The 17,315-nt window shown below is 35.6% G+C and carries 19 protein-coding genes; 10 read left to right on the plus strand and 9 right to left on the minus strand.

What is annotated here, in order from left to right; all coding sequences use genetic code 11:
- Positions 1-5 precede the first annotated feature (5 nt).
- Positions 6-1,820 (minus strand): extracellular solute-binding protein, encoded by a 1,815-nt coding sequence (locus ACQVD9_RS01715; RefSeq protein WP_264747183.1) that lies wholly within the window; start codon positions 1,818-1,820, stop codon positions 6-8.
- Positions 1,821-2,045: 225 nt separating this feature from the next.
- Here ACQVD9_RS01715 and ACQVD9_RS01720 point away from each other — a divergent pair, with 225 nt between their 5' ends.
- Positions 2,046-2,204 (plus strand): hypothetical protein, encoded by a 159-nt coding sequence (locus ACQVD9_RS01720; RefSeq protein ID WP_264747184.1) that lies wholly within the window; start codon positions 2,046-2,048, stop codon positions 2,202-2,204.
- 9 nt (positions 2,205-2,213) lie between these two features.
- On the opposite strand, the gene ACQVD9_RS01725 is transcribed toward ACQVD9_RS01720, so the two are convergent.
- Positions 2,214-2,642, minus strand: coding sequence for a VOC family protein (locus ACQVD9_RS01725; RefSeq protein WP_264747185.1), 429 nt, complete (start codon positions 2,640-2,642; stop codon positions 2,214-2,216).
- Positions 2,643-2,799: 157 nt separating this feature from the next.
- On the opposite strand from ACQVD9_RS01725, the gene ACQVD9_RS01730 reads away from it, so the two are divergent.
- Entirely contained in the window at positions 2,800-3,633 is an 834-nt protein-coding gene (locus tag ACQVD9_RS01730) for a Tim44 domain-containing protein (protein WP_264747186.1), read from the plus strand.
- 58 nt (positions 3,634-3,691) lie between these two features.
- On the opposite strand, the gene ACQVD9_RS01735 is transcribed toward ACQVD9_RS01730, so the two are convergent.
- Positions 3,692-4,093 carry a SufE family protein gene (locus ACQVD9_RS01735; protein ID WP_264747187.1) on the minus strand — a complete coding sequence of 134 codons (402 nt, stop codon included), beginning with the start codon at positions 4,091-4,093 and terminating at the stop codon, positions 3,692-3,694.
- Positions 4,090-5,307, minus strand: coding sequence for an aminotransferase class V-fold PLP-dependent enzyme (locus ACQVD9_RS01740; protein WP_264747188.1), 1,218 nt, complete (start codon positions 5,305-5,307; stop codon positions 4,090-4,092). The genes ACQVD9_RS01735 and ACQVD9_RS01740 overlap by 4 nt, the downstream gene beginning before the upstream one ends.
- A 307-nt stretch (positions 5,308-5,614) precedes the next feature.
- Between ACQVD9_RS01740 and katE the strand changes: the two genes are divergently transcribed.
- From katE to ACQVD9_RS01770, 6 genes are all read left to right on the plus strand, one after another.
- A complete protein-coding gene (gene katE, locus ACQVD9_RS01745; RefSeq protein WP_264747189.1) occupies positions 5,615-7,855 on the plus strand; it encodes a catalase HPII in 2,241 nt (746 codons plus the stop codon).
- Positions 7,856-7,995: 140 nt separating this feature from the next.
- Positions 7,996-8,631: a hypothetical protein gene (locus ACQVD9_RS01750; RefSeq protein WP_264747190.1), complete on the plus strand. Its 636-nt coding sequence runs from the start codon at positions 7,996-7,998 to the stop codon at positions 8,629-8,631.
- Positions 8,632-8,710: 79 nt separating this feature from the next.
- Positions 8,711-9,286: a UbiX family flavin prenyltransferase gene (locus ACQVD9_RS01755; protein WP_264747191.1), complete on the plus strand. Its 576-nt coding sequence runs from the start codon at positions 8,711-8,713 to the stop codon at positions 9,284-9,286.
- 43 nt (positions 9,287-9,329) lie between these two features.
- Positions 9,330-9,980, plus strand: coding sequence for an NUDIX domain-containing protein (locus ACQVD9_RS01760; RefSeq protein ID WP_264747192.1), 651 nt, complete (start codon positions 9,330-9,332; stop codon positions 9,978-9,980).
- The gene (locus ACQVD9_RS01765) at positions 9,971-10,429 is read left to right on the plus strand and encodes a DUF1249 domain-containing protein (protein ID WP_264747193.1); all 459 of its coding nucleotides are present in this window, start codon (positions 9,971-9,973) and stop codon (positions 10,427-10,429) included. The genes ACQVD9_RS01760 and ACQVD9_RS01765 overlap by 10 nt, the downstream gene beginning before the upstream one ends.
- Positions 10,426-11,157, plus strand: a complete 732-nt coding sequence (locus ACQVD9_RS01770) for a hypothetical protein (protein WP_264747194.1) — start codon at positions 10,426-10,428, stop codon at positions 11,155-11,157. The genes ACQVD9_RS01765 and ACQVD9_RS01770 overlap by 4 nt, the downstream gene beginning before the upstream one ends.
- A gap of 63 nt (positions 11,158-11,220) precedes the next feature.
- Here the strand turns inward: ACQVD9_RS01770 and ACQVD9_RS01775 are convergent, their stop codons facing one another.
- From ACQVD9_RS01775 to ACQVD9_RS01785, 3 genes are all read right to left on the minus strand, one after another.
- On the minus strand, positions 11,221-11,913 hold the full coding sequence (locus ACQVD9_RS01775) for an aspartate/glutamate racemase family protein (protein WP_264747831.1): 693 nt from the start codon (positions 11,911-11,913) through the stop codon (positions 11,221-11,223).
- A gap of 57 nt (positions 11,914-11,970) precedes the next feature.
- Positions 11,971-12,579 carry a GNAT family N-acetyltransferase gene (locus ACQVD9_RS01780; protein ID WP_264747195.1) on the minus strand — a complete coding sequence of 203 codons (609 nt, stop codon included), beginning with the start codon at positions 12,577-12,579 and terminating at the stop codon, positions 11,971-11,973.
- A gap of 71 nt (positions 12,580-12,650) precedes the next feature.
- Entirely contained in the window at positions 12,651-13,097 is a 447-nt protein-coding gene (locus tag ACQVD9_RS01785; RefSeq protein WP_319804743.1) for a phosphate-starvation-inducible protein PsiE, read from the minus strand.
- Between the two features lie 149 nt (positions 13,098-13,246).
- Between ACQVD9_RS01785 and ACQVD9_RS01790 the strand changes: the two genes are divergently transcribed.
- On the plus strand, positions 13,247-14,191 hold the full coding sequence (locus ACQVD9_RS01790; protein ID WP_264747196.1) for an ADP-ribosylglycohydrolase family protein: 945 nt from the start codon (positions 13,247-13,249) through the stop codon (positions 14,189-14,191).
- Positions 14,192-14,207: 16 nt separating this feature from the next.
- Positions 14,208-15,098 carry a TraB/GumN family protein gene (locus tag ACQVD9_RS01795; protein ID WP_264747197.1) on the plus strand — a complete coding sequence of 297 codons (891 nt, stop codon included), beginning with the start codon at positions 14,208-14,210 and terminating at the stop codon, positions 15,096-15,098.
- A 45-nt stretch (positions 15,099-15,143) separates the two neighbouring features.
- Here the strand turns inward: ACQVD9_RS01795 and eno are convergent, their stop codons facing one another.
- Both eno and kdsA read right to left on the minus strand, forming a co-directional pair.
- The gene (eno, locus tag ACQVD9_RS01800; RefSeq protein ID WP_264747198.1) at positions 15,144-16,433 is read right to left on the minus strand and encodes a phosphopyruvate hydratase; all 1,290 of its coding nucleotides are present in this window, start codon (positions 16,431-16,433) and stop codon (positions 15,144-15,146) included.
- A gap of 36 nt (positions 16,434-16,469) precedes the next feature.
- A complete protein-coding gene (kdsA, locus tag ACQVD9_RS01805) occupies positions 16,470-17,315 on the minus strand; it encodes a 3-deoxy-8-phosphooctulonate synthase (RefSeq protein WP_264747199.1) in 846 nt (281 codons plus the stop codon).

Consider the following 17,315-nt stretch of genomic DNA (forward strand, 5'->3'; position numbering starts at 1 on the left):
GCTACTCACTTTTTTAACCACCAACCACGTAATCCCATTGTATAGGGGGGAGATTTAACCACACCAAGTTTATTGCGATAAGCTATACGAGTACTATCTATATACCAATTAGGAATCATATAGTAATTCCATAATAATACTCTATCCAATGCTTTAGTTGCAGCCACTTGCGCTTCCCTTGTTTGAGAGGCAAGTAGTTGCACTAATAGACCATCAACTACAGGATTATTAATACCCGCATAGTTTTTACTACTTTTACCCCATGCTTGGCTGGAGTGAAAGTATAACCATTGTTCAAAGTTAGGATTTAAACTTTGTGGTAATGTCATTAAAATCATATCATAATCAAAGTTATCTAGCCGTTGTTTATATTGAGCACGATCTACTGTTCTTATGGTTGCATTGATGCCAAGTAACTCTAGATTGTTGCGGTAGGGTAGCAAAATACGTTCTAAGCTAGGATTTACTAATAAAATTTCAAAAGATAATAATTCCATTTTATTATTTCGCATACCATCCCTAGTAGCATGCCAACCTGCTTCTTTTAGTAATTCAAAAGCTTGTCGAAGTGTATTTCTACTCAAACCGCCAAATTGGTTCTTAGGTAGTTGAAAAGGTGTAGTAAATAATTGTTCAGGTAACTTATCACGCCATGCACCTAGCAGAAGTAACTCATTACCTGTAGGAATACTTGTAGCTGCAAATTCACTATTAGGATAATAACTTTCACTACGTAAGTAGCTATTATTAAATAAAGTACGATTTGACCACTCAAAATTAAACAGTAAAGTTAGTGCTTGTCTTACTTTGATATCCTGAAATATTGGGCGGCGAGTATTAAAAAATAAACCTTGAGATTGAGCAGGAAGTTCGTTTTTGATCTCTTTCTTGATAATGTTGCCTCGCGTAACTGCTGGAAAATCGTAAGCAGTTAGCCAATTTTTAGCTTTGTTTTCAATATAAATGTCAAACTCGCCCGCTTTAAAGGCTTCAAAAGCTACGGTTGAATCACGGTAAAATTCAACCTCTACACGATTAAAATTATATTTTCCTTTATTGACGGCTAATTTTTCTCCCCACCAATTTTTTACACGCTCAAAAACTAAACGCCTACCAGGTTCAACACTCACTATTTTATAAGGGCCACTGTTTAATGGAGGAGTAAAAGTGGTTGCTGTAAAATCTTTATCAGCCCAATATTTTTTTGAAATAACAGGCATTTCGCCTAAGCGTAAAATAACGAGTGAATTACCGACGGTTTTTAAATCAAAACTAATACGGTGGGGGCTCATAATACGAACTTTATCTACATCTTGTAGCATTGCTCGATATTGGGGATGTCCTTTTTCTAATAGGGTGTGATAGGAAAAAGCAACATCTTCGGCTGTAATGGGGGTGCCATCATGGAATTTAGCTTCAGGCCGTAAATTAAAAATAACCCAACTACGATCATCAGGATATTCAATCGTTTTAGCAATTAAATCATAGTTAGAGGCGGGTTCATCTCCTGATGGATCATAAGTACCACTACCTACCATTAAGGTTTCATTAAGCTCAGTAATACCATATTGGAAAAAGTTAGGTGTTGCAATTGGGCTAGTACCTTTTATTGAATAGGGGTTTAAAGTATCAAAAGTACCTGTAGCCATTATTTTAAGTGTACCGCCTTTAGGTGCTTTAGGATTAACCCAAGCAAAATTTTTAAAATTAGCAGGGTATTTAAGTTGACCAAATTGTGCATAACCATGGCTTTCATAGGTGGCTGCTAAAACTTGATTTGTTATTATGATACTTAATAACAACAGTATTACTTTATACAAAAATGCTTACTCGCTAATTACTAAAGATTCAAATTATAAAATATACCTGTCTCACCTTAGCTTGGCTAGTTATTTTCTATTTTAAAATGTGAGTTAAGAAATAAAGTATTTCTAGGGGGATATGACCAAAGTTATAGTCCTTTCTCGACTTTCATATAACATTATTAATTTGTTGTTAATGCTACGCTAATTCTCTGTTAATGGTTTAACTTTAAGGAGTGAGTTATGAACAAAGAAATAGATATTAAATGTCCTGCCTGTGGCAAGATTTTTCAAGTGACTGAAGAAACTTATAAAAAGAATGAGGATATTATTTGTCCTCCTTGTGGCAAAGCATTTAAGCCACAAGGTAATGAGGCTAATAAAAAAACTAAAAGTAAATAGCGTACAGTGTTATTTAATTAATAAACTACCATCAGGATTAAATTGCCACATTGCGCCATAAGCAATTTCCCATAAATAACCATCTAAATCTGTAAAGTAGCCATGGTAACCACCCCAAGAAGTGGTTTGGGCTGGTTTTATAATTTTAGCACCAGCCAGCTCAGCTTGTTTTAGTATTTGTTCCACTTGCTCTTCAGAATGAGTGTTGTGAGCTAAGGTGATTCCTGAAAAACTAGGTTTGGTTGATGCTTCTAATAAAGCATCTTCAGCTAGTTGTTGATAGGGATATAAAGCTAAACAGCAACCCGTTGTTTTAAAAAATAAAATACCATCTTTTGGGGTGCCGCTGGTTTCAAATCCTAAGCCATGATGATAAAAATTATAAGACTCAGTTAAACTTTGGACACCTAATGTAATAATGCTAATCCTTGGTTCCATATTTTCTCCTATTTAAAGACTATATAGTCTTTAGCTACTGTGATAGACTTTTGCAAAGAAAAGAAACAAAATTAATCACTATTGGTAATGAAATATTAATAATATGTCACCATATAGTATAAAAAGTTTATCAGTTATTGCAGGGGATTTTGTCACAATGCAGCGTATTTTTAGTTTTTTTGCAATCATTTGTCTTAGTTTATCCATGGTTTTAATGAGTTTTGATGCTGAAGCAAGACGCTTTGGTGGTGGCCGCTCATTTGGTAAAGCTCCTTCTCATCAACAAACTCGTCAAGCAACACCTAATAAACCTGCTGCTAATCCTAATCAGAAGGCAGCACCTGGAAGAAGTTGGATGGGACCTTTAGCTGGTTTTGTGGCTGGTGGTTTGTTAGCTTCATTATTTATGGGTGGTTTTAGCGGTATCAACTTCTTCGATATTATCGTTATTGGTTTACTAGCCTTCTTTATTATTCGTTTTATCAGAAGTCGTATGCAACCACAACAACAAGCTGTTAATAATTCTGTTAATACTTTCCAAGGGCAGGATAATAATCAATCACCAATATTCGGTACACAAAGACCAGCTACAGCAGTTGTTGAACCTGTAATCAATGCACCTACTTGGTTTAATGCTGATTCGTTTGTGGCGGCTGCTAAAGAGCATTTTATGGCATTACAAGAGCATTGGGATGCTAATGAAATGGATAAAATTGCAGAATATGTGACACCTGAATTATTAACTTTCTTAAAACAAGAGCGTGCAGAAGCTGGTGATGGTTTCCAGTCTACTTATATTGATAATCTTGAAGTAGTACTTGATGGGGTAGATAATGATGCTGAAAAAACAGTAGCTACTTTAACTTTTACGGGCGTTGCTAAAACATCTCGTTTTGATCAAGGTGAAGCTTTCAATGAAAGCTGGCGGATGGAACGTGAAGAAGGTGAGAATAAGCCTTGGTTAGTGGCAGGTATTCGTCAAAATATATAATTTAATTTTTGCATAGTGAAAACGGTAACTTGCTTAGGCAGTTACCGTTTTTTTATGTTTATTGAATAGATTTTATGCTTTTAAAAATAGCTCTTAAACCATCTCGTCGAGAACTTGATAATTGTTTGGCTAATCCTAATTGTTGAAACCAATCTTCTAAATCAATTTGCTGAATTTCATCTGTAGTTAAGTTGTTTACTCTGGCTAATAGTACCGCTAATAAGCCACGGATTAGTCGTGCATCACTGTAAGCTTTAAACTGCCATAATTGATTATGTTGTTCAGCAATTAACCATACTTGACTTTCACAACCTTGCACTTGGTTTTTATCTGTTTTTTCATTTTCTTGTAAAGGTTCTAATGTTGCGCCTATTTGCATTAATAAACGCATCTTTTGTTCCCAACCATTAGCAGCAGTAAAAGAATCTAGTATCTGTTGGGCTGTTTTTGAAAGCTTCATGCTAATAACTCAATTGCTTTATCTAATGCAGAAAGAAACTGTTGAAGATCATGTTGATTGTTATAAAGTGCTAAAGAAATCCTAATCGAGCCACTCAAGCCTAAAGAGTTATAAAGAGGCATACAACAATGTTGTCCAGCTCGAATAGCAATATTCTGTTCAGTTAATAGTTGGCTTAAATCTGCTGGATGAATGCCTTTTATATAGAAGCTGATAAGTGATTGGTCAGGTTGGCCTAAAATACATACACCTTCTCGTTGAGTTAACTCACGCATAAGATAGGTTAAAAGTGTTTTTTCATGATTTGCTATAGCCGCTCTATCTTGAGCATTTAGATAATCAATAGCAGCACCTAACCCTAATACTGAGCCAATAGCAGCAGTACCTGCTTCAAAGCCTAAAGGAGCAGGATAGAAATTAGCGGAGTGATAGGTAGCAGTTTGTACCATTTCTCCACCTAGTTGCCAGTGTTGTAACTTGGCAAGTTGTTCAGTTTTACCATAAAGTATGCCTACTCCTTCAGGGGCATAGAATTTATGGCCTGAAAAAGCGTAAAAGTCACAGTCTAATGTCTGTACATCGGTAGGCTGATGTACAATACCTTGCGCACCATCTATAACAGTAATAGCACCTTGTTGCTTAGCTATTTGGATAAGTTGTTTAATAGGCTGTAACGTACCAAACACATTGGACATTTGGCTAACCGCTAACAATCTAGTTCGCTTGTTAATCATTACTTGAGCTGCTGGTAAATCAATAATACCATCTGCTGTAAATGGCAATATAACCAGTTCTAATCCTTTACGTTGTGCTAATCGTTGCCAAGGCAAAAGATTGGCATGATGTTCTAAACCACTAATGACGATATTGCCTGTATTTGGCAGATTAGCTTCTAAACCATAGGCTAATAGATTAATACTTTCTGTGGTACTACGCGTAAAAATAATTTGCTCATCTGTGGGGGCATTTATTAATTGAGCTACTTTATGCCGAACCTGTTCAAAATCATTAGTGATTTTTTGTGCTAACGGATATTGAGCACGATGAATATTGGCTGATCCCTGTTGATAGTAGTCTGTAATAGTTTCTATAACAGGGTAAGGTTTTTGTGAGGTAGCAGCACTATCCAGCCAAACCATATTTTGTTTTGCAAAGTTTTGTAGGGCAGGAAAGTCTTTACGCCAAGGTGAGTTTAAAGAGTCTGTATTTTTCATGGCCTTATTATAAGGAATAACAGTAGAGAGCTAAATTACTTTTGATAGCAAATGTTATGTCAAATTCTACAATAACTTATTAATTCTAAGGCTAATGTCTTATTGTAGTTAATAAAATGTTTCATTACTCTCATTAAGATGTAGATGATTTGTAACATTAGCTTAGCCAATAAATAAAAGTCATAGGCTTTCTACGGTGATAACAATCGATTGTATTATAAGTTTTTACTTATAAGTTTAGTTAGTAGCAGAGCCTATTTGCTTGTATTTAAGCAAAAATTTTGCAGTGATTATAAGGAGCAATACGATGAATAAAAAGTCACATCAAGCACCTATGCCTAGTAAAGAAGCTGTTTCTCCACATCTTAAAGACACAGTTCCTTCTGATGTAGCTAATAAGCCAACACCCAAACCAACATTGCCAGGTCAAGAACCAACCGCCCCTGGCTCACAAAAACTACCTAAAAATACTAGTGATAAAAGTAAAGATCTTGATAAAGTTCGTGTAGATGGTGATAAGCAACCATTAACTACCAATCTTGGAGTTAAAATTGCCAATAATCAAAATACATTAAAAGCAGGTAATCGTGGTCCTTCATTGTTAGAAGATTTTATCTTTCAAGATAAAATGGGGCATTTTGATCGTGAACGTATCCCTGAGCGTGTTGTTCATGCACGAGCAATAGGTGCTCATGGCTATTTCCAAGTATATGAATCATTAGAAAAATATACAAAAGCAGGTTTCTTAACCAACACCAAATTAAAAACGCCAGTATTTATCCGTATTTCTACTGTACAAGGTGGTAGAGGTTCATCAGATACAGTACGTGATATTCGTGGTTTTGCTACTAAGTTTTATACTCAAGAAGGTAACTATGATTTAGTGGGTAATGATACGCCTGTATTCTTTATTCAAGATGCAATGAAATTTCCTGATTTTGTGCATGCTGTTAAACCTGAACCCCATAACGAAGTACCGCAAGGGCAAAGTGCTCATGATACATTCTGGGATTATATTTCATTACAACCAGAAGCTTTACATAATGTGATGTGGGCAATGTCTGACCGTGGTATTCCCCGTAGTTTAAGTACCATTGAAGGTTTTGGTATTCATACTTATCGTTTAGTTAATGCACAAGGTAAGAGTCATTTTGTACGTTTCCATTGGAAACCTAAATATGGCACGGTTTCTTTATTGTGGGATGAGGCAAACGCTATTATGGGTAGAGATCCAGATTTCCACCGTAAAGATTTCTGGGAACGAATTGAAGCTGGGCAATACCCTGAATTTGAATTAGGTTTGCAAATTATTCCAGAAGAAGATGAACATAAATTTGATTTTGATATTTTAGATCCAACAAAATTAATTCCAGAAGCATTAGTACCAGTGAAGATAGTAGGTAAGATGGTACTTAATCGTAACCCAGATAACTATTTTGCTGAAACAGAGCAAGTGGCTTTCTGTCCGGCTAATGTGGTACCTGGTATTGATTTCTCTAATGATCCATTACTACAAGGTCGTATTTTCTCTTATAGAGATACCCAATTACATCGTTTAGGTGGCGCTAATTTCCATCAAATACCTATTAATCGTCCAGTTTGTCCTTATCACAATCATCAGCGTGATGGTTTCCATCAATCTGAAGTGATTCAAGGGGCTAATTATGAGCCTAATTCAGTGAGTAACAATTGGCCAAGAGAAACACCAGAAGCAGCAAAAGATGGTGGTTTTGATAGCTATCATGAGCATATAGATGCACAAAAAATTCGTGAGCGTAGTCCTTCGTTTACTGAGTTTTATTCACACCCACGTTTATTCTGGCAAAGCCAAACTAAAGCAGAACAAGATCATATTGTAGGCGCTTTTAGTTTTGAGTTAGGTAAAGTAGCTAGAAGATATATTAGAGAACGTATTGTTGATTTATTAGCACGTGTTGATCGCGAGTTAGCTAAACGTGTTGCTGCTAATTTAAGTATAAAGTTAACAGCAGAGCAGTTGAAATATCCTGTACCTAAGGCGGTAAATGGATTAGAGAAAGACCCTGCACTCAGCCTTTATGCTAATAAAGAGCGCCCAGTTGCAGGAAGTAAAGTAGCGATATTAGTGGCAGATGGTGTTTGTGGTACTTCTGTCGGTAAGATAAAGGATGCACTTACTAAAGCAGGTGTATTTAGTGTGTTATTAGCTCCTCGTTCAGGTATGGTGAAAACTCGTGAAGGTGGAGAGTTAATGGTCGACGATATTATTAGTGGTATGCCATCAGTATTAGTTGATGCAGTATTAGTGCCTACAGGTAATGAGAATGTTGATACTTTGGCGGCTAATGGTGATGCTAAATACTATCTATTACAAGCTTTTAAACATTTAAAAGCCATTGCTTTGCAAGAGGATGCTAAAGAGGTATTTGATGCCGCTACAGATTTAGTAGAGGATGCAGGCGTGTTATTAGATGATGATCCTAAGAAATTAGTAGCTAGCTTATTGAAAGTAATGGCACAACATAGAATTTGGGACAGAGAGGAAAATATTGGTTCTGTTCCTGCCTAAATTCTTGGCTACTCCTTTGGGCTATACAGTAAAATGTATGGCCCTTTTTTTACATAATTAATTATAAATTAATTGCTAATCATGGGGGCATCGTTAATACTTATCATCTAGTAATCTATTAACAATGGTAAGTGGCCAGCATGACACAACTAAACAAGCAAAATATCTCCTATCAAACTATTGCTGAAAGCCTTTTAGGTAGAGCATTAACAGCCCAAGATGGTATTGAGCAAAGTGTACTAGATCAAACAGAGCAAAGATTAGAACAAGCTTTACCAACAGAGTTGAAAAACCTCTATCAAACAGTGGGTAAGGTGCCACAATTTATGAGTGCTTTTCAACTGTTTGCTTTGCCTGAACAATTGCATATTAAAGATGGTTTATTAGTTTTTTTAGAAGAAAACCAAGGTGTTTGTTATTGGGGTGTCGATCAGCAAGGCAAGGTTTTCCAGTGTGACGAAGATGGCTCTAGTTATAATTTAGAATTTGATTTACAGTCATTTTTAGAATTGATGCTTTATTATCAAGTAGCACAAGGTGCAGAGTTTAGTTATTGTTCTAATTTATTAGATCAAGAGTTAGCTGAACTTTATAAGGAAGATGGTTGGCAGCAAGTTGGTAATTATGATGACTTGGTTATTTATCAGTTAAAAAATTATTTAATCTGGTATTTTAAAGATGAAGATAATAACGTTTTAGAAGATATGGTGTATTTTGTAAGTTTAGTAGAAATACCCGAACAAATCATTGTTAAATATGTGTTGGAAGAAATATAGAGGTTAGTATTTAGTGGTTGGGTTGAAAAAAGACCTTTGACAACCCATTAAGCTAAAAAATAGGTAATAAAGGTTTGGTATGACAAAGCAGCGAATTATTGTGGGGATAACAGGTGCGACAGGTTTTGTATATGGAGTGCATGCCCTCAAACTATTAAAAAAATTAAATGTAGAAAGCCATTTAGTGATCACCAAACCTGCCGAATTAACCCGTGAATATGAAACAGATTTTAGCAGAGAAGAAGTAAGAGATTTAGCAGATGTTAATTATGCAATTAGTGATATAGGTTCTGCTATTTCTAGTGGTTCTTTTAAAACCCTTGGAATGTTAATTGCTCCTTGTTCTGTAAGAACGCTAGGGGAAATTGCTAGTTGTGTTTCTTCTAATCTATTGACTCGAGCAGCTGATGTAGTGCTAAAAGAGCGGCGTAGATTGGTATTAATGTTAAGGGAAACACCTTTACACACAGGCCATATTAAGCAAATGTTAGCAGTCAGTGAAATGGGGGGCATAGTAATGCCACCTGTACCTGCTTTTTATGATAAACCTAAATCATTAGATGATATGGTACATCACTCTGTAGTAAGAGCTTTAGATTTATTCGGCTTAGACGTGACTGGTTTTCCACGCTGGGGTGAAGACATTAAACCTTAGAGCATTAGATATTTATCAGATAACTGTTGAGATTACTTAAAAAATGACTAAACCTTTTGATCCTATTGTTGATTTAAAAAAGACAACGGCACTAAAAAGTGGTGCAGTAGAAATTCTTGAACGTGAAAATTGTTTTAGTGGTTTTTATAAATTAGATCGTTTAAAAATACGTCATAAACTTTTTTCTGGTGAAGAAGGGCCTATTCTTTCCAGAGAATTATTTGTACGTCCAGATGCTGTTTGTATGCTGCCCTATGACCCAGTGTTAGATAAAGTAATCTTTGTTGAGCAGATGAGGGTGGGAGCTGTTGAAAAAAGTGCTAATCCTTGGATGTTAGAGTTAGTTGCAGGTCTCATAGATAAAGAAGGTGAAGATCCAGAGAATGTGGCTTATCGTGAATCGATTGAAGAAGCTAATTTAGAAATTAAAGAACTATTGCCAATCACTCGTTATTACCCATCAGTGGGCGGGAGTAATGAATATATCTACTTATATTTAGGTATTTGTGATAGTAGTAAAGCAGGTGGTGTTCATGGTTTACAGGAAGAGGGTGAGGACATTCGTACCCATGTATGGAGCTTTAAAGAGGCAGTAAAAAACTTAAATAAAGGATTAATTCAAAATGCAGCAGGTATTATTGCTTTGCAGTGGTTAATTATTAATAGAAGTAAGGTTCGTAAACAATGGTTGTAACTCAGAAAGAACATTATGTTGTTGATCTTTCAGCTCTACAGGCTATTTATGAGCGTAACTATACATCCTTAATGCGGTTATTGCCAGCAATGCGTGAAACGGGATATAGTCGTTGCATCGCTTTTACCGCAGATCAAAAAATAGCAACACGTTTAACCTTTACAGTACTTGAAAATAGCCCATACACTTCTTATATCTTATTAAAACAAGATAGTCTATTAGGTTGGATGGTGGCTCCCCAGCTTTATATTCGTTGTTATCATGATGTACAATTAGCAGAAATAACCTTTGCTCAAAATACCCGTAGTTTTAGAGGTGTGTATGCATATCCGAATAAAGCAATGCATCAGCCTGATGAGAAAAGACAACTTAATCAATTTTTAGAGGAGTGGTTAATCCGTTGTTTATCATCTGGCTATGAAGTCGCTAATATAGAATTAAATAAATGAATGATGCGATTTATGGTTTTGTCTTTACTGCTAGAGATGAGCAGGATGCTTTACAGCAACAGCATATAGGGCAAAGAGTAAGTAGTGAAATTACACCATGGATTGTTCATTATGATGTAGCTACGATTTATGTTAAACAATGGCCTGTTGACTTATGGTTTGTTGAGGTTGTAGAGAGTTTAGATCATAGTCAATTAAGTGCAGACAGTGATTATATAGCTGCAAATACTATTAGGCCTTTAAAACAATTACCTTGTTCATTGTTATTTGGCCCTACAGGAGAAAGGGTTTGCCAGCTGTTGGATAATATATGTCAGATTACACTTCCTCAAATAGAGCAGTTAGCAGCTTTAGCAAATCCCATTAGTGCAGAGGCTTATGCCAATGTATGGAATGCTTGGTTAAATAAGACCACTAATTCCACCATGCATCGAGATGCAGATCATACAGGTACATTAGCTATTGGTGAAGGTGAAAATGCATCGCCTATTTATAATGGTTTTTTAACAATAAATGATTTATTGCATAAAAGAGCAAGAGAGTTAGTAGGGGATGATGCTTTTATTAAGCCAGCAGGATATGACGATGAGGTATATCTGGTAGCTGAATGGAGTAAAGCCTGTAGTGTATTGCTACAAACTGCTATGGGATTAGGTGCAGAGCAATATATTCATGCTAAAGATTTACCTTTATTGCTTTTAGGCTGGAAAGTGCTAAATAATATTTGAATATATTTATTGAAAGATAATTTATAACACCCTCTATTTAAGAAGTAGAGGGCTCTATATCTACTAGGTTAAGGCCAATTTAACAGCTCTTTCAGCATGGATAGATGTTGTATCAAATAAAGGCACTTTAGTATCTTGTTGTTTTATTAACATCCCAATTTCTGTACAACCAAGAATAATAGCTTCTGCACCTTCTGCGACTAATTTATCAATAATAGCTAAATAAGTTTGTTTTGATTCAGGTTTAATACTACCTACACAAAGTTCATGATAAATAATTTGGTGTACTTGTTGGCGATCCTGTTCATTCGGTATGATAACATTTAATCCATAATTATTAGTTAAGCGTCCTTTGTAAAACTCTTTTTCCATAGTAAAAGCTGTGCCTAATAATCCAACTGTTTTAATATTTTTTTCTAGTAAGGCTTCACCTGTGGCATCAGCAATATGAATTAATGGTATATTGATATTTTGTTGAATCTGTTCTGCCACGATATGCATAGTGTTAGTACAAATGACTAGAAAGTCCGCACTTGCTTTTTCAATATTAACAGCAGCTTCTGTTAAGAGTTGAGCTGCTTGCTGCCAATTGCCTTGTTGTTGTAAAGTTTCAATTTCAGCAAAGTCTACACTGTATAAAACAATTTTAGCTGAATGCAAACCTCCTAACTGCTGTTTTACAAGGGTATTGATAAGTCGATAGTAGTCTGTAGTACTTTCCCAACTCATACCACCTAATAAACCTATGGTTTTCATATTACTCATTGTCTCCTTTTAATTTTTAAAAATAGTTATTTCTGTACAGAGTTGGTATTACTTTTCTGATTCATTAAAAGATAAGCAAGGTATTTGTGGAGCGGCTGTTTTCGATAAAATACCTGTTATTCGTGGGTCAGCCATCACTTCAATTTGACGGCTTATAGGAATAAAGCCTGAGCGTTGGTAGAAGCTAAGTGCACTAGGATGATCTAGCGTACAAGTGTGAACCCAAAAGCGATTTATTGGGCGTGACCAAACCAGTTCTAATGCGCGATTCATCAACCACCTTCCTGCACCACTACCTATAAGTTCTGAAGAAACGCCAAAGAATGCTAATTCACACTCATTGTCAATTCGGAAATCTAATTCTAAAAGCCCTGTACCATTGGGGGTAATTAATGCATATACTTCAACCTTAGGATTGTTGATAATTTCTGCTAAAGCAGCGTCTGACATAATGAGTCGAGAACTCCATAACCATTCTTCACCTATACGGCGATATAACGCTCGATAAGTGTTTAAGTCTGGTTGTGGCCAGTGTTCTAATTTCCACTCTGATATATTTCGTTCAGTATGAGAAGGTGGTGGAGACTTCATTTCTAGTGTTGTTACCACCGCAGCAATAGTATCAGCAGGAAGATTATGGTAGCCAATCTTGATCATAATGACAGAATAAGTTATTTAAAAAGGAGAACTAAGCTTACTAAATGAAGTATGGATTATCAATGTTATAATTACCTACTTTCATCTTCCTCTTTTACGTGAAAACGAGAAGAGGCGATTCTAACAATTAGAACGGCAATGGCTAATAATAAAATAGCGCCACATACTTGGATGATACCCCAATTAGGCTGATGATTATGGGATATATCAGAAATCAATAAACGAGTTAATGCGGTAATAGAAACATAGATAAGAAAGCGGACAGGCATTCGTTTTGTTTTAAAATAAATGCCCACCATTGCACCTAATTCAAGGTAAATAAACAGCATTAAAATACCATCAATAAGGTCTTTTTTATTAGCAAATATTCCTAAAAGTTCTTGTAGTGCCGCCCATGCAATAATAGCGCCTACAGCAAATAGCGCGAGATAATGAAAAATTTCAACAAAGAGGTTACCTAGTGAGTCTGCTTTGTTATTAAATTTTTCTCTAAATTGATCAATTTTATTTTTCGACATTTCTTATTACTCATAATTTATTAGCTTATAAACAGCAATATTTATACCATTAAACTTATCTTAATATAGCAATTAATTATGACAATCTTATTAAAGGTAAATTAAAATCTTGAACAAGAGGATATTGGTTAGAAAATAGGATTTTAATAATGATTAATAATAAACTTTCTTATCAGGAAAAAATTACTGGCGGCTTATTAGGACTATTAATTGGTGATGCTTTAGGGGTGCCTTATGAGTTTCACTCAGCTGATGAAATTCCACCATTAGATAAAATAGATTATTGTCCACCCATTGGTTTTGATCGTGCTCATCAGGGTATATTACCTGCTACATGGTCAGATGATGGAGCCCAAGCATTATGCTTATTGGCTTCATTGTTAAACTGTAAACAATTAGATTTAAGAGATTTTGCTAATCGCTTAATTAATTGGTATGACTATGGGTATATGGCTGTTGATAATTTAGTCTATGATGTGGGTATTGCTACTGGGCAAGCTATCCGTAAATTAAAGCAAGGAGTTGTACCAAATTTAGCAGGATCTGATGATGTGTATAGTAATGGTAATGGTGCTTTAATGCGTGTATTGCCTCTTGCTTTATGGCATCAAGGAACAGATGAGGAGTTAGTTAAAGATGCTCAACAACAATCTTTAGTCACTCATGGTCATTTACGCTCACAAGTATGTTGTGCTTTATATTGTTTAGTGGCTCGTTATGTTTTAAATGAAAGTAATAATCCTTGGCAGAAAGCAGTGGATTTTTTACGTGTAATTTATAAGGATAATGATGATGCTTTACAAGAGCTAGAGTTTCATATTCGGCCTGATGATGATATTCCCTCAACTGGTAGTGGCTATGTGGTTGATTCATTGCGTGCTGTTAAAATCTCATTAACTTTTTCTTGTTATCAAGAAGCAGTTCGTTATGCCATCTCTTTAGGAAATGATACCGATACAACAGCTTGTATTGTTGGTGGAATTATTGGATTGCGAGATAGTATTAGTAATATTCCTCAAAATTGGATAGGTGAATTAAGGGGTAAAGAGTTGTATCAACCGTTATTAGAACAATTAATCGCTAATATCAAATAAGAGGGAATGGAGTTTTATGATAGAGAAATTATTAATTAAAAAGTACAGAATAAGGCTTAGCTTTATATTATTGTTAAGTTGTTTCACTACTTTAGTAAATGCAGAACATGGCATTTGGGTAGCTAAAAAAGGTGGACAACAAATTACTATTGTTGCGATTACTACTTTTGTTAAGCCTGCACAATGGCCATTACCAGCTCCTTATCAAAAAGTACTTAATGAAGCTGAGCAGGTAGTTTTTCAAACTGTACCAGATGGGCTTATCGCGGATATTAATAACTGGTATGTAGCTAATCTAAAGATACTACCTGAGACAGAGTCTTTGAAAGATAAAGTGTCAGCAGATATTTGGCAACAGTTATTAGCTTATCAAGATAAAAATGCCTTATTTACTGAAAATATTTTAAAAACTTTGTCGCCAATGTCTGTATGTGTTCTTTTATATATTATAGAATCAGGAGAGTTAGGTTATAGTCTTAGACTACAAGAAGCTTTGTATAATGAAGCGAAACAAAAAGATAAGATTATTCTCTCGTTAAGTGAGCTTTTCGAGGACAGAGAACTTTTTATGGCAGTTGATAGAACAGATACTAATCAGTATATAAAAGCCTGTTTGAGCGATAATAAAAATGAAAATCCTACAGCTGATGAATATAACGAAACAGTTTATAAAGGTGATTTAGAGCAAATAAATGAATGGGATAAGAAAAGTGGTTTTAGCAAATTAAGTAAAGTGAAAGAGGTAATAGATCAGAAAAAAGTTATTTATGCTAGAAGCATAGATGAGCTTAGTGGAAAAAAAGAAAAAACATTAGTTTATATTAATGTTGTTGGTTTGATAGGAGAAAAAGGATTGCTGAGTTTATTACAAGAAAAAGGCTATCAGATTAGTAAATATCAAGAATAATAATTAGCTTAATGCAGGCATTGCGCCTGCATTAAGTAAGAGAATTTATTTAGTAAATTCTTTACGACCATTATAAGGTGCTTTATCACCTAATTTTTCTTCAATGCGTAATAGTTGATTGTATTTAGCTATACGATCACTACGGCAAAGAGAACCAGTTTTAATTTGGCCTGCTGCAGTACCCACTGCTAGATCAGCAATAGTAGCATCCTCTGTTTCACCACTACGATGAGATATTACAGCGGTATAACCTGCTTTTTTAGCCATTTTAATAGCAGCTAATGTTTCAGTTAAAGAACCAATTTGATTGAATTTAATAAGAATTGAGTTGGCAATACCTTTTTCAATACCTTCTTGTAGAATTTTGGTATTGGTTACAAAAAGATCATCACCAACTAATTGAGTTTTCTTACCCATTTTATCTGTTAATACTTTCCAACCATCCCAATCAGATTCATCCATACCATCTTCAATAGAGATAATAGGATAGAGATTGGTCAAGTTATCTAAGTAGTCAGCAAATTCAGCAGAGGTGAATGATTTTCCTTCACCTGCTAAAACATATTTGCCATCTTTATAGAATTCGCTAGAAGCACAGTCTAAAGCTAATGTAACATCTTCACCTAGTTTATAACCTGCTTTAGCAATAGCTGCTACTATCGCACATAGTGCTGCTTCATTAGATGAAAAGTCAGGAGCAAAACCACCTTCATCACCTACAGCAGTGCTTAATTTGCGTTCTTTTAAAATAGCTTTTAGGTTATGGAATATTTCAGTACCCATGCGTAACGCTTCAGCAAAGGTTGGCGCACCTACTGGCTGAATCATAAACTCTTGAATATCCACATTATTGTCAGCATGTTCGCCACCATTAATGATATTCATCATAGGTACAGGCATACTGTATTGTCTTGGTGTACCATTTAGATTAGAGATATGTTCATAAAGTGGAATGCCTTGTGCTTGGGCAGCTGCTTTGGCATTAGCTAGGGAAACTGCTAAGATTGCATTAGCGCCTAAGTTTTCTTTATTCTCAGTACCATCCAAATCAATCATAATTTGGTCAAGGTCTGCTTGAGCTACAGGATCTTTTCCTAGTAAAGCATCACGGATAGGACCATTAATATTAGCTACTGCTTTTAGTACACCTTTGCCTAAATAACGGGCTTTGTCACCATCACGCAGTTCTAGTGCTTCACGTGAACCAGTAGATGCACCAGAAGGTGAACAGGCGCGGCCTACAATGCCATTGTCAAGGATAACATCTGCTTCAACCGTAGGATTGCCACGAGAATCTAGTATTTCACGACCTTTAATATCAACAATTTTTGCCATTGCTATTGTTACTCCAAAATACAGCCTTGTAGGCCATTAAGCAGTTTGTACAGGAGGAAATGATTTAATTAAATCATCCAGTTGTTTAAGTTGGCTTAAGAAAGGCTCCAACTTGTCTAGAGGTAATGCACAGGGTCCATCACATTTAGCGTGGTCAGGATCGGGATGTGCCTCTAAGAATAAACCAGCAAGTCCTTGGCTAAGGCCTGCTTTTGCTAAATCAGTAACTTGTGCGCGGCGTCCACCTGCTGAGTCGGTGCGGCCGCCAGGCATTTGTAAAGCATGGGTTACATCAAAAAATACAGGGTATTCAAATTGCTTCATAATGCCAAAGCCAAGCATATCAACAACAAGGTTGTTATAACCAAAGCTGCTACCACGCTCACATAGAATTAATTGATCGTTGCCTGCTTCTACACATTTATTAAGAATATGCTTCATTTCATGAGGTGCTAAAAATTGTGCTTTTTTGATATTAATGATAGCACCTGTTTTAGCCATCGCTACTACTAAATCGGTTTGGCGCGAAAGAAACGCAGGTAGTTGGATAATTTCACAAACTTCAGCAACAGGTGCTGCTTGATAAGGCTCATGAACATCAGTAATAACAGGTACATCGAAAGCTTTTTTTACATCCTCAAAGATTTTTAAGCCTTCGTCTAAACCAGGCCCTCTAAACGAGTTAATAGAAGAGCGATTGGCTTTATCAAAGCTGGCTTTAAAAACGTAAGGGATACCTAATTTATCAGTAACTTTTTTATAGTGTTCACAAATCTGCAATGCTAAATCACGAGACTCTAATACATTCATGCCACCGAACAGCACAAAAGGCTTATCGTTAGCAATCTCTATATTTTTTACACGAATTGTTTTCTGGTTCAT

Source organism: Entomomonas sp. E7T21, from assembly GCF_058693955.1.

Bases quoted from the DNA above. Each gene is read 5' to 3' on its own strand.
- ACQVD9_RS01720 (WP_264747184.1), top strand. From the start codon at position 2,046: ATGAACAAAGAAATAGATATTAAATGTCCTGCCTGTGGCAAGATTTTT.
- ACQVD9_RS01725 (WP_264747185.1), bottom strand. From the start codon at position 2,642: ATGGAACCAAGGATTAGCATTATTACATTAGGTGTCCAAAGTTTAACT.
- ACQVD9_RS01730 (WP_264747186.1), top strand. From the start codon at position 2,800: ATGCAGCGTATTTTTAGTTTTTTTGCAATCATTTGTCTTAGTTTATCC.
- ACQVD9_RS01735 (WP_264747187.1), bottom strand. From the start codon at position 4,093: ATGAAGCTTTCAAAAACAGCCCAACAGATACTAGATTCTTTTACTGCT.
- ACQVD9_RS01740 (WP_264747188.1), bottom strand. From the start codon at position 5,307: ATGAAAAATACAGACTCTTTAAACTCACCTTGGCGTAAAGACTTTCCT.
- katE (WP_264747189.1), top strand. From the start codon at position 5,615: ATGAATAAAAAGTCACATCAAGCACCTATGCCTAGTAAAGAAGCTGTT.
- ACQVD9_RS01750 (WP_264747190.1), top strand. From the start codon at position 7,996: ATGACACAACTAAACAAGCAAAATATCTCCTATCAAACTATTGCTGAA.
- ACQVD9_RS01755 (WP_264747191.1), top strand. From the start codon at position 8,711: ATGACAAAGCAGCGAATTATTGTGGGGATAACAGGTGCGACAGGTTTT.
- ACQVD9_RS01760 (WP_264747192.1), top strand. From the start codon at position 9,330: ATGACTAAACCTTTTGATCCTATTGTTGATTTAAAAAAGACAACGGCA.
- ACQVD9_RS01765 (WP_264747193.1), top strand. From the start codon at position 9,971: ATGGTTGTAACTCAGAAAGAACATTATGTTGTTGATCTTTCAGCTCTA.
- ACQVD9_RS01770 (WP_264747194.1), top strand. From the start codon at position 10,426: ATGAATGATGCGATTTATGGTTTTGTCTTTACTGCTAGAGATGAGCAG.
- ACQVD9_RS01775 (WP_264747831.1), bottom strand. From the start codon at position 11,913: ATGAAAACCATAGGTTTATTAGGTGGTATGAGTTGGGAAAGTACTACA.
- ACQVD9_RS01780 (WP_264747195.1), bottom strand. From the start codon at position 12,579: ATGATCAAGATTGGCTACCATAATCTTCCTGCTGATACTATTGCTGCG.
- ACQVD9_RS01785 (WP_319804743.1), bottom strand. From the start codon at position 13,097: ATGTCGAAAAATAAAATTGATCAATTTAGAGAAAAATTTAATAACAAA.
- ACQVD9_RS01790 (WP_264747196.1), top strand. From the start codon at position 13,247: ATGATTAATAATAAACTTTCTTATCAGGAAAAAATTACTGGCGGCTTA.
- ACQVD9_RS01795 (WP_264747197.1), top strand. From the start codon at position 14,208: ATGATAGAGAAATTATTAATTAAAAAGTACAGAATAAGGCTTAGCTTT.
- eno (WP_264747198.1), bottom strand. From the start codon at position 16,433: ATGGCAAAAATTGTTGATATTAAAGGTCGTGAAATACTAGATTCTCGT.
- kdsA (WP_264747199.1), bottom strand. From the start codon at position 17,315: ATGAACCAGAAAACAATTCGTGTAAAAAATATAGAGATTGCTAACGAT.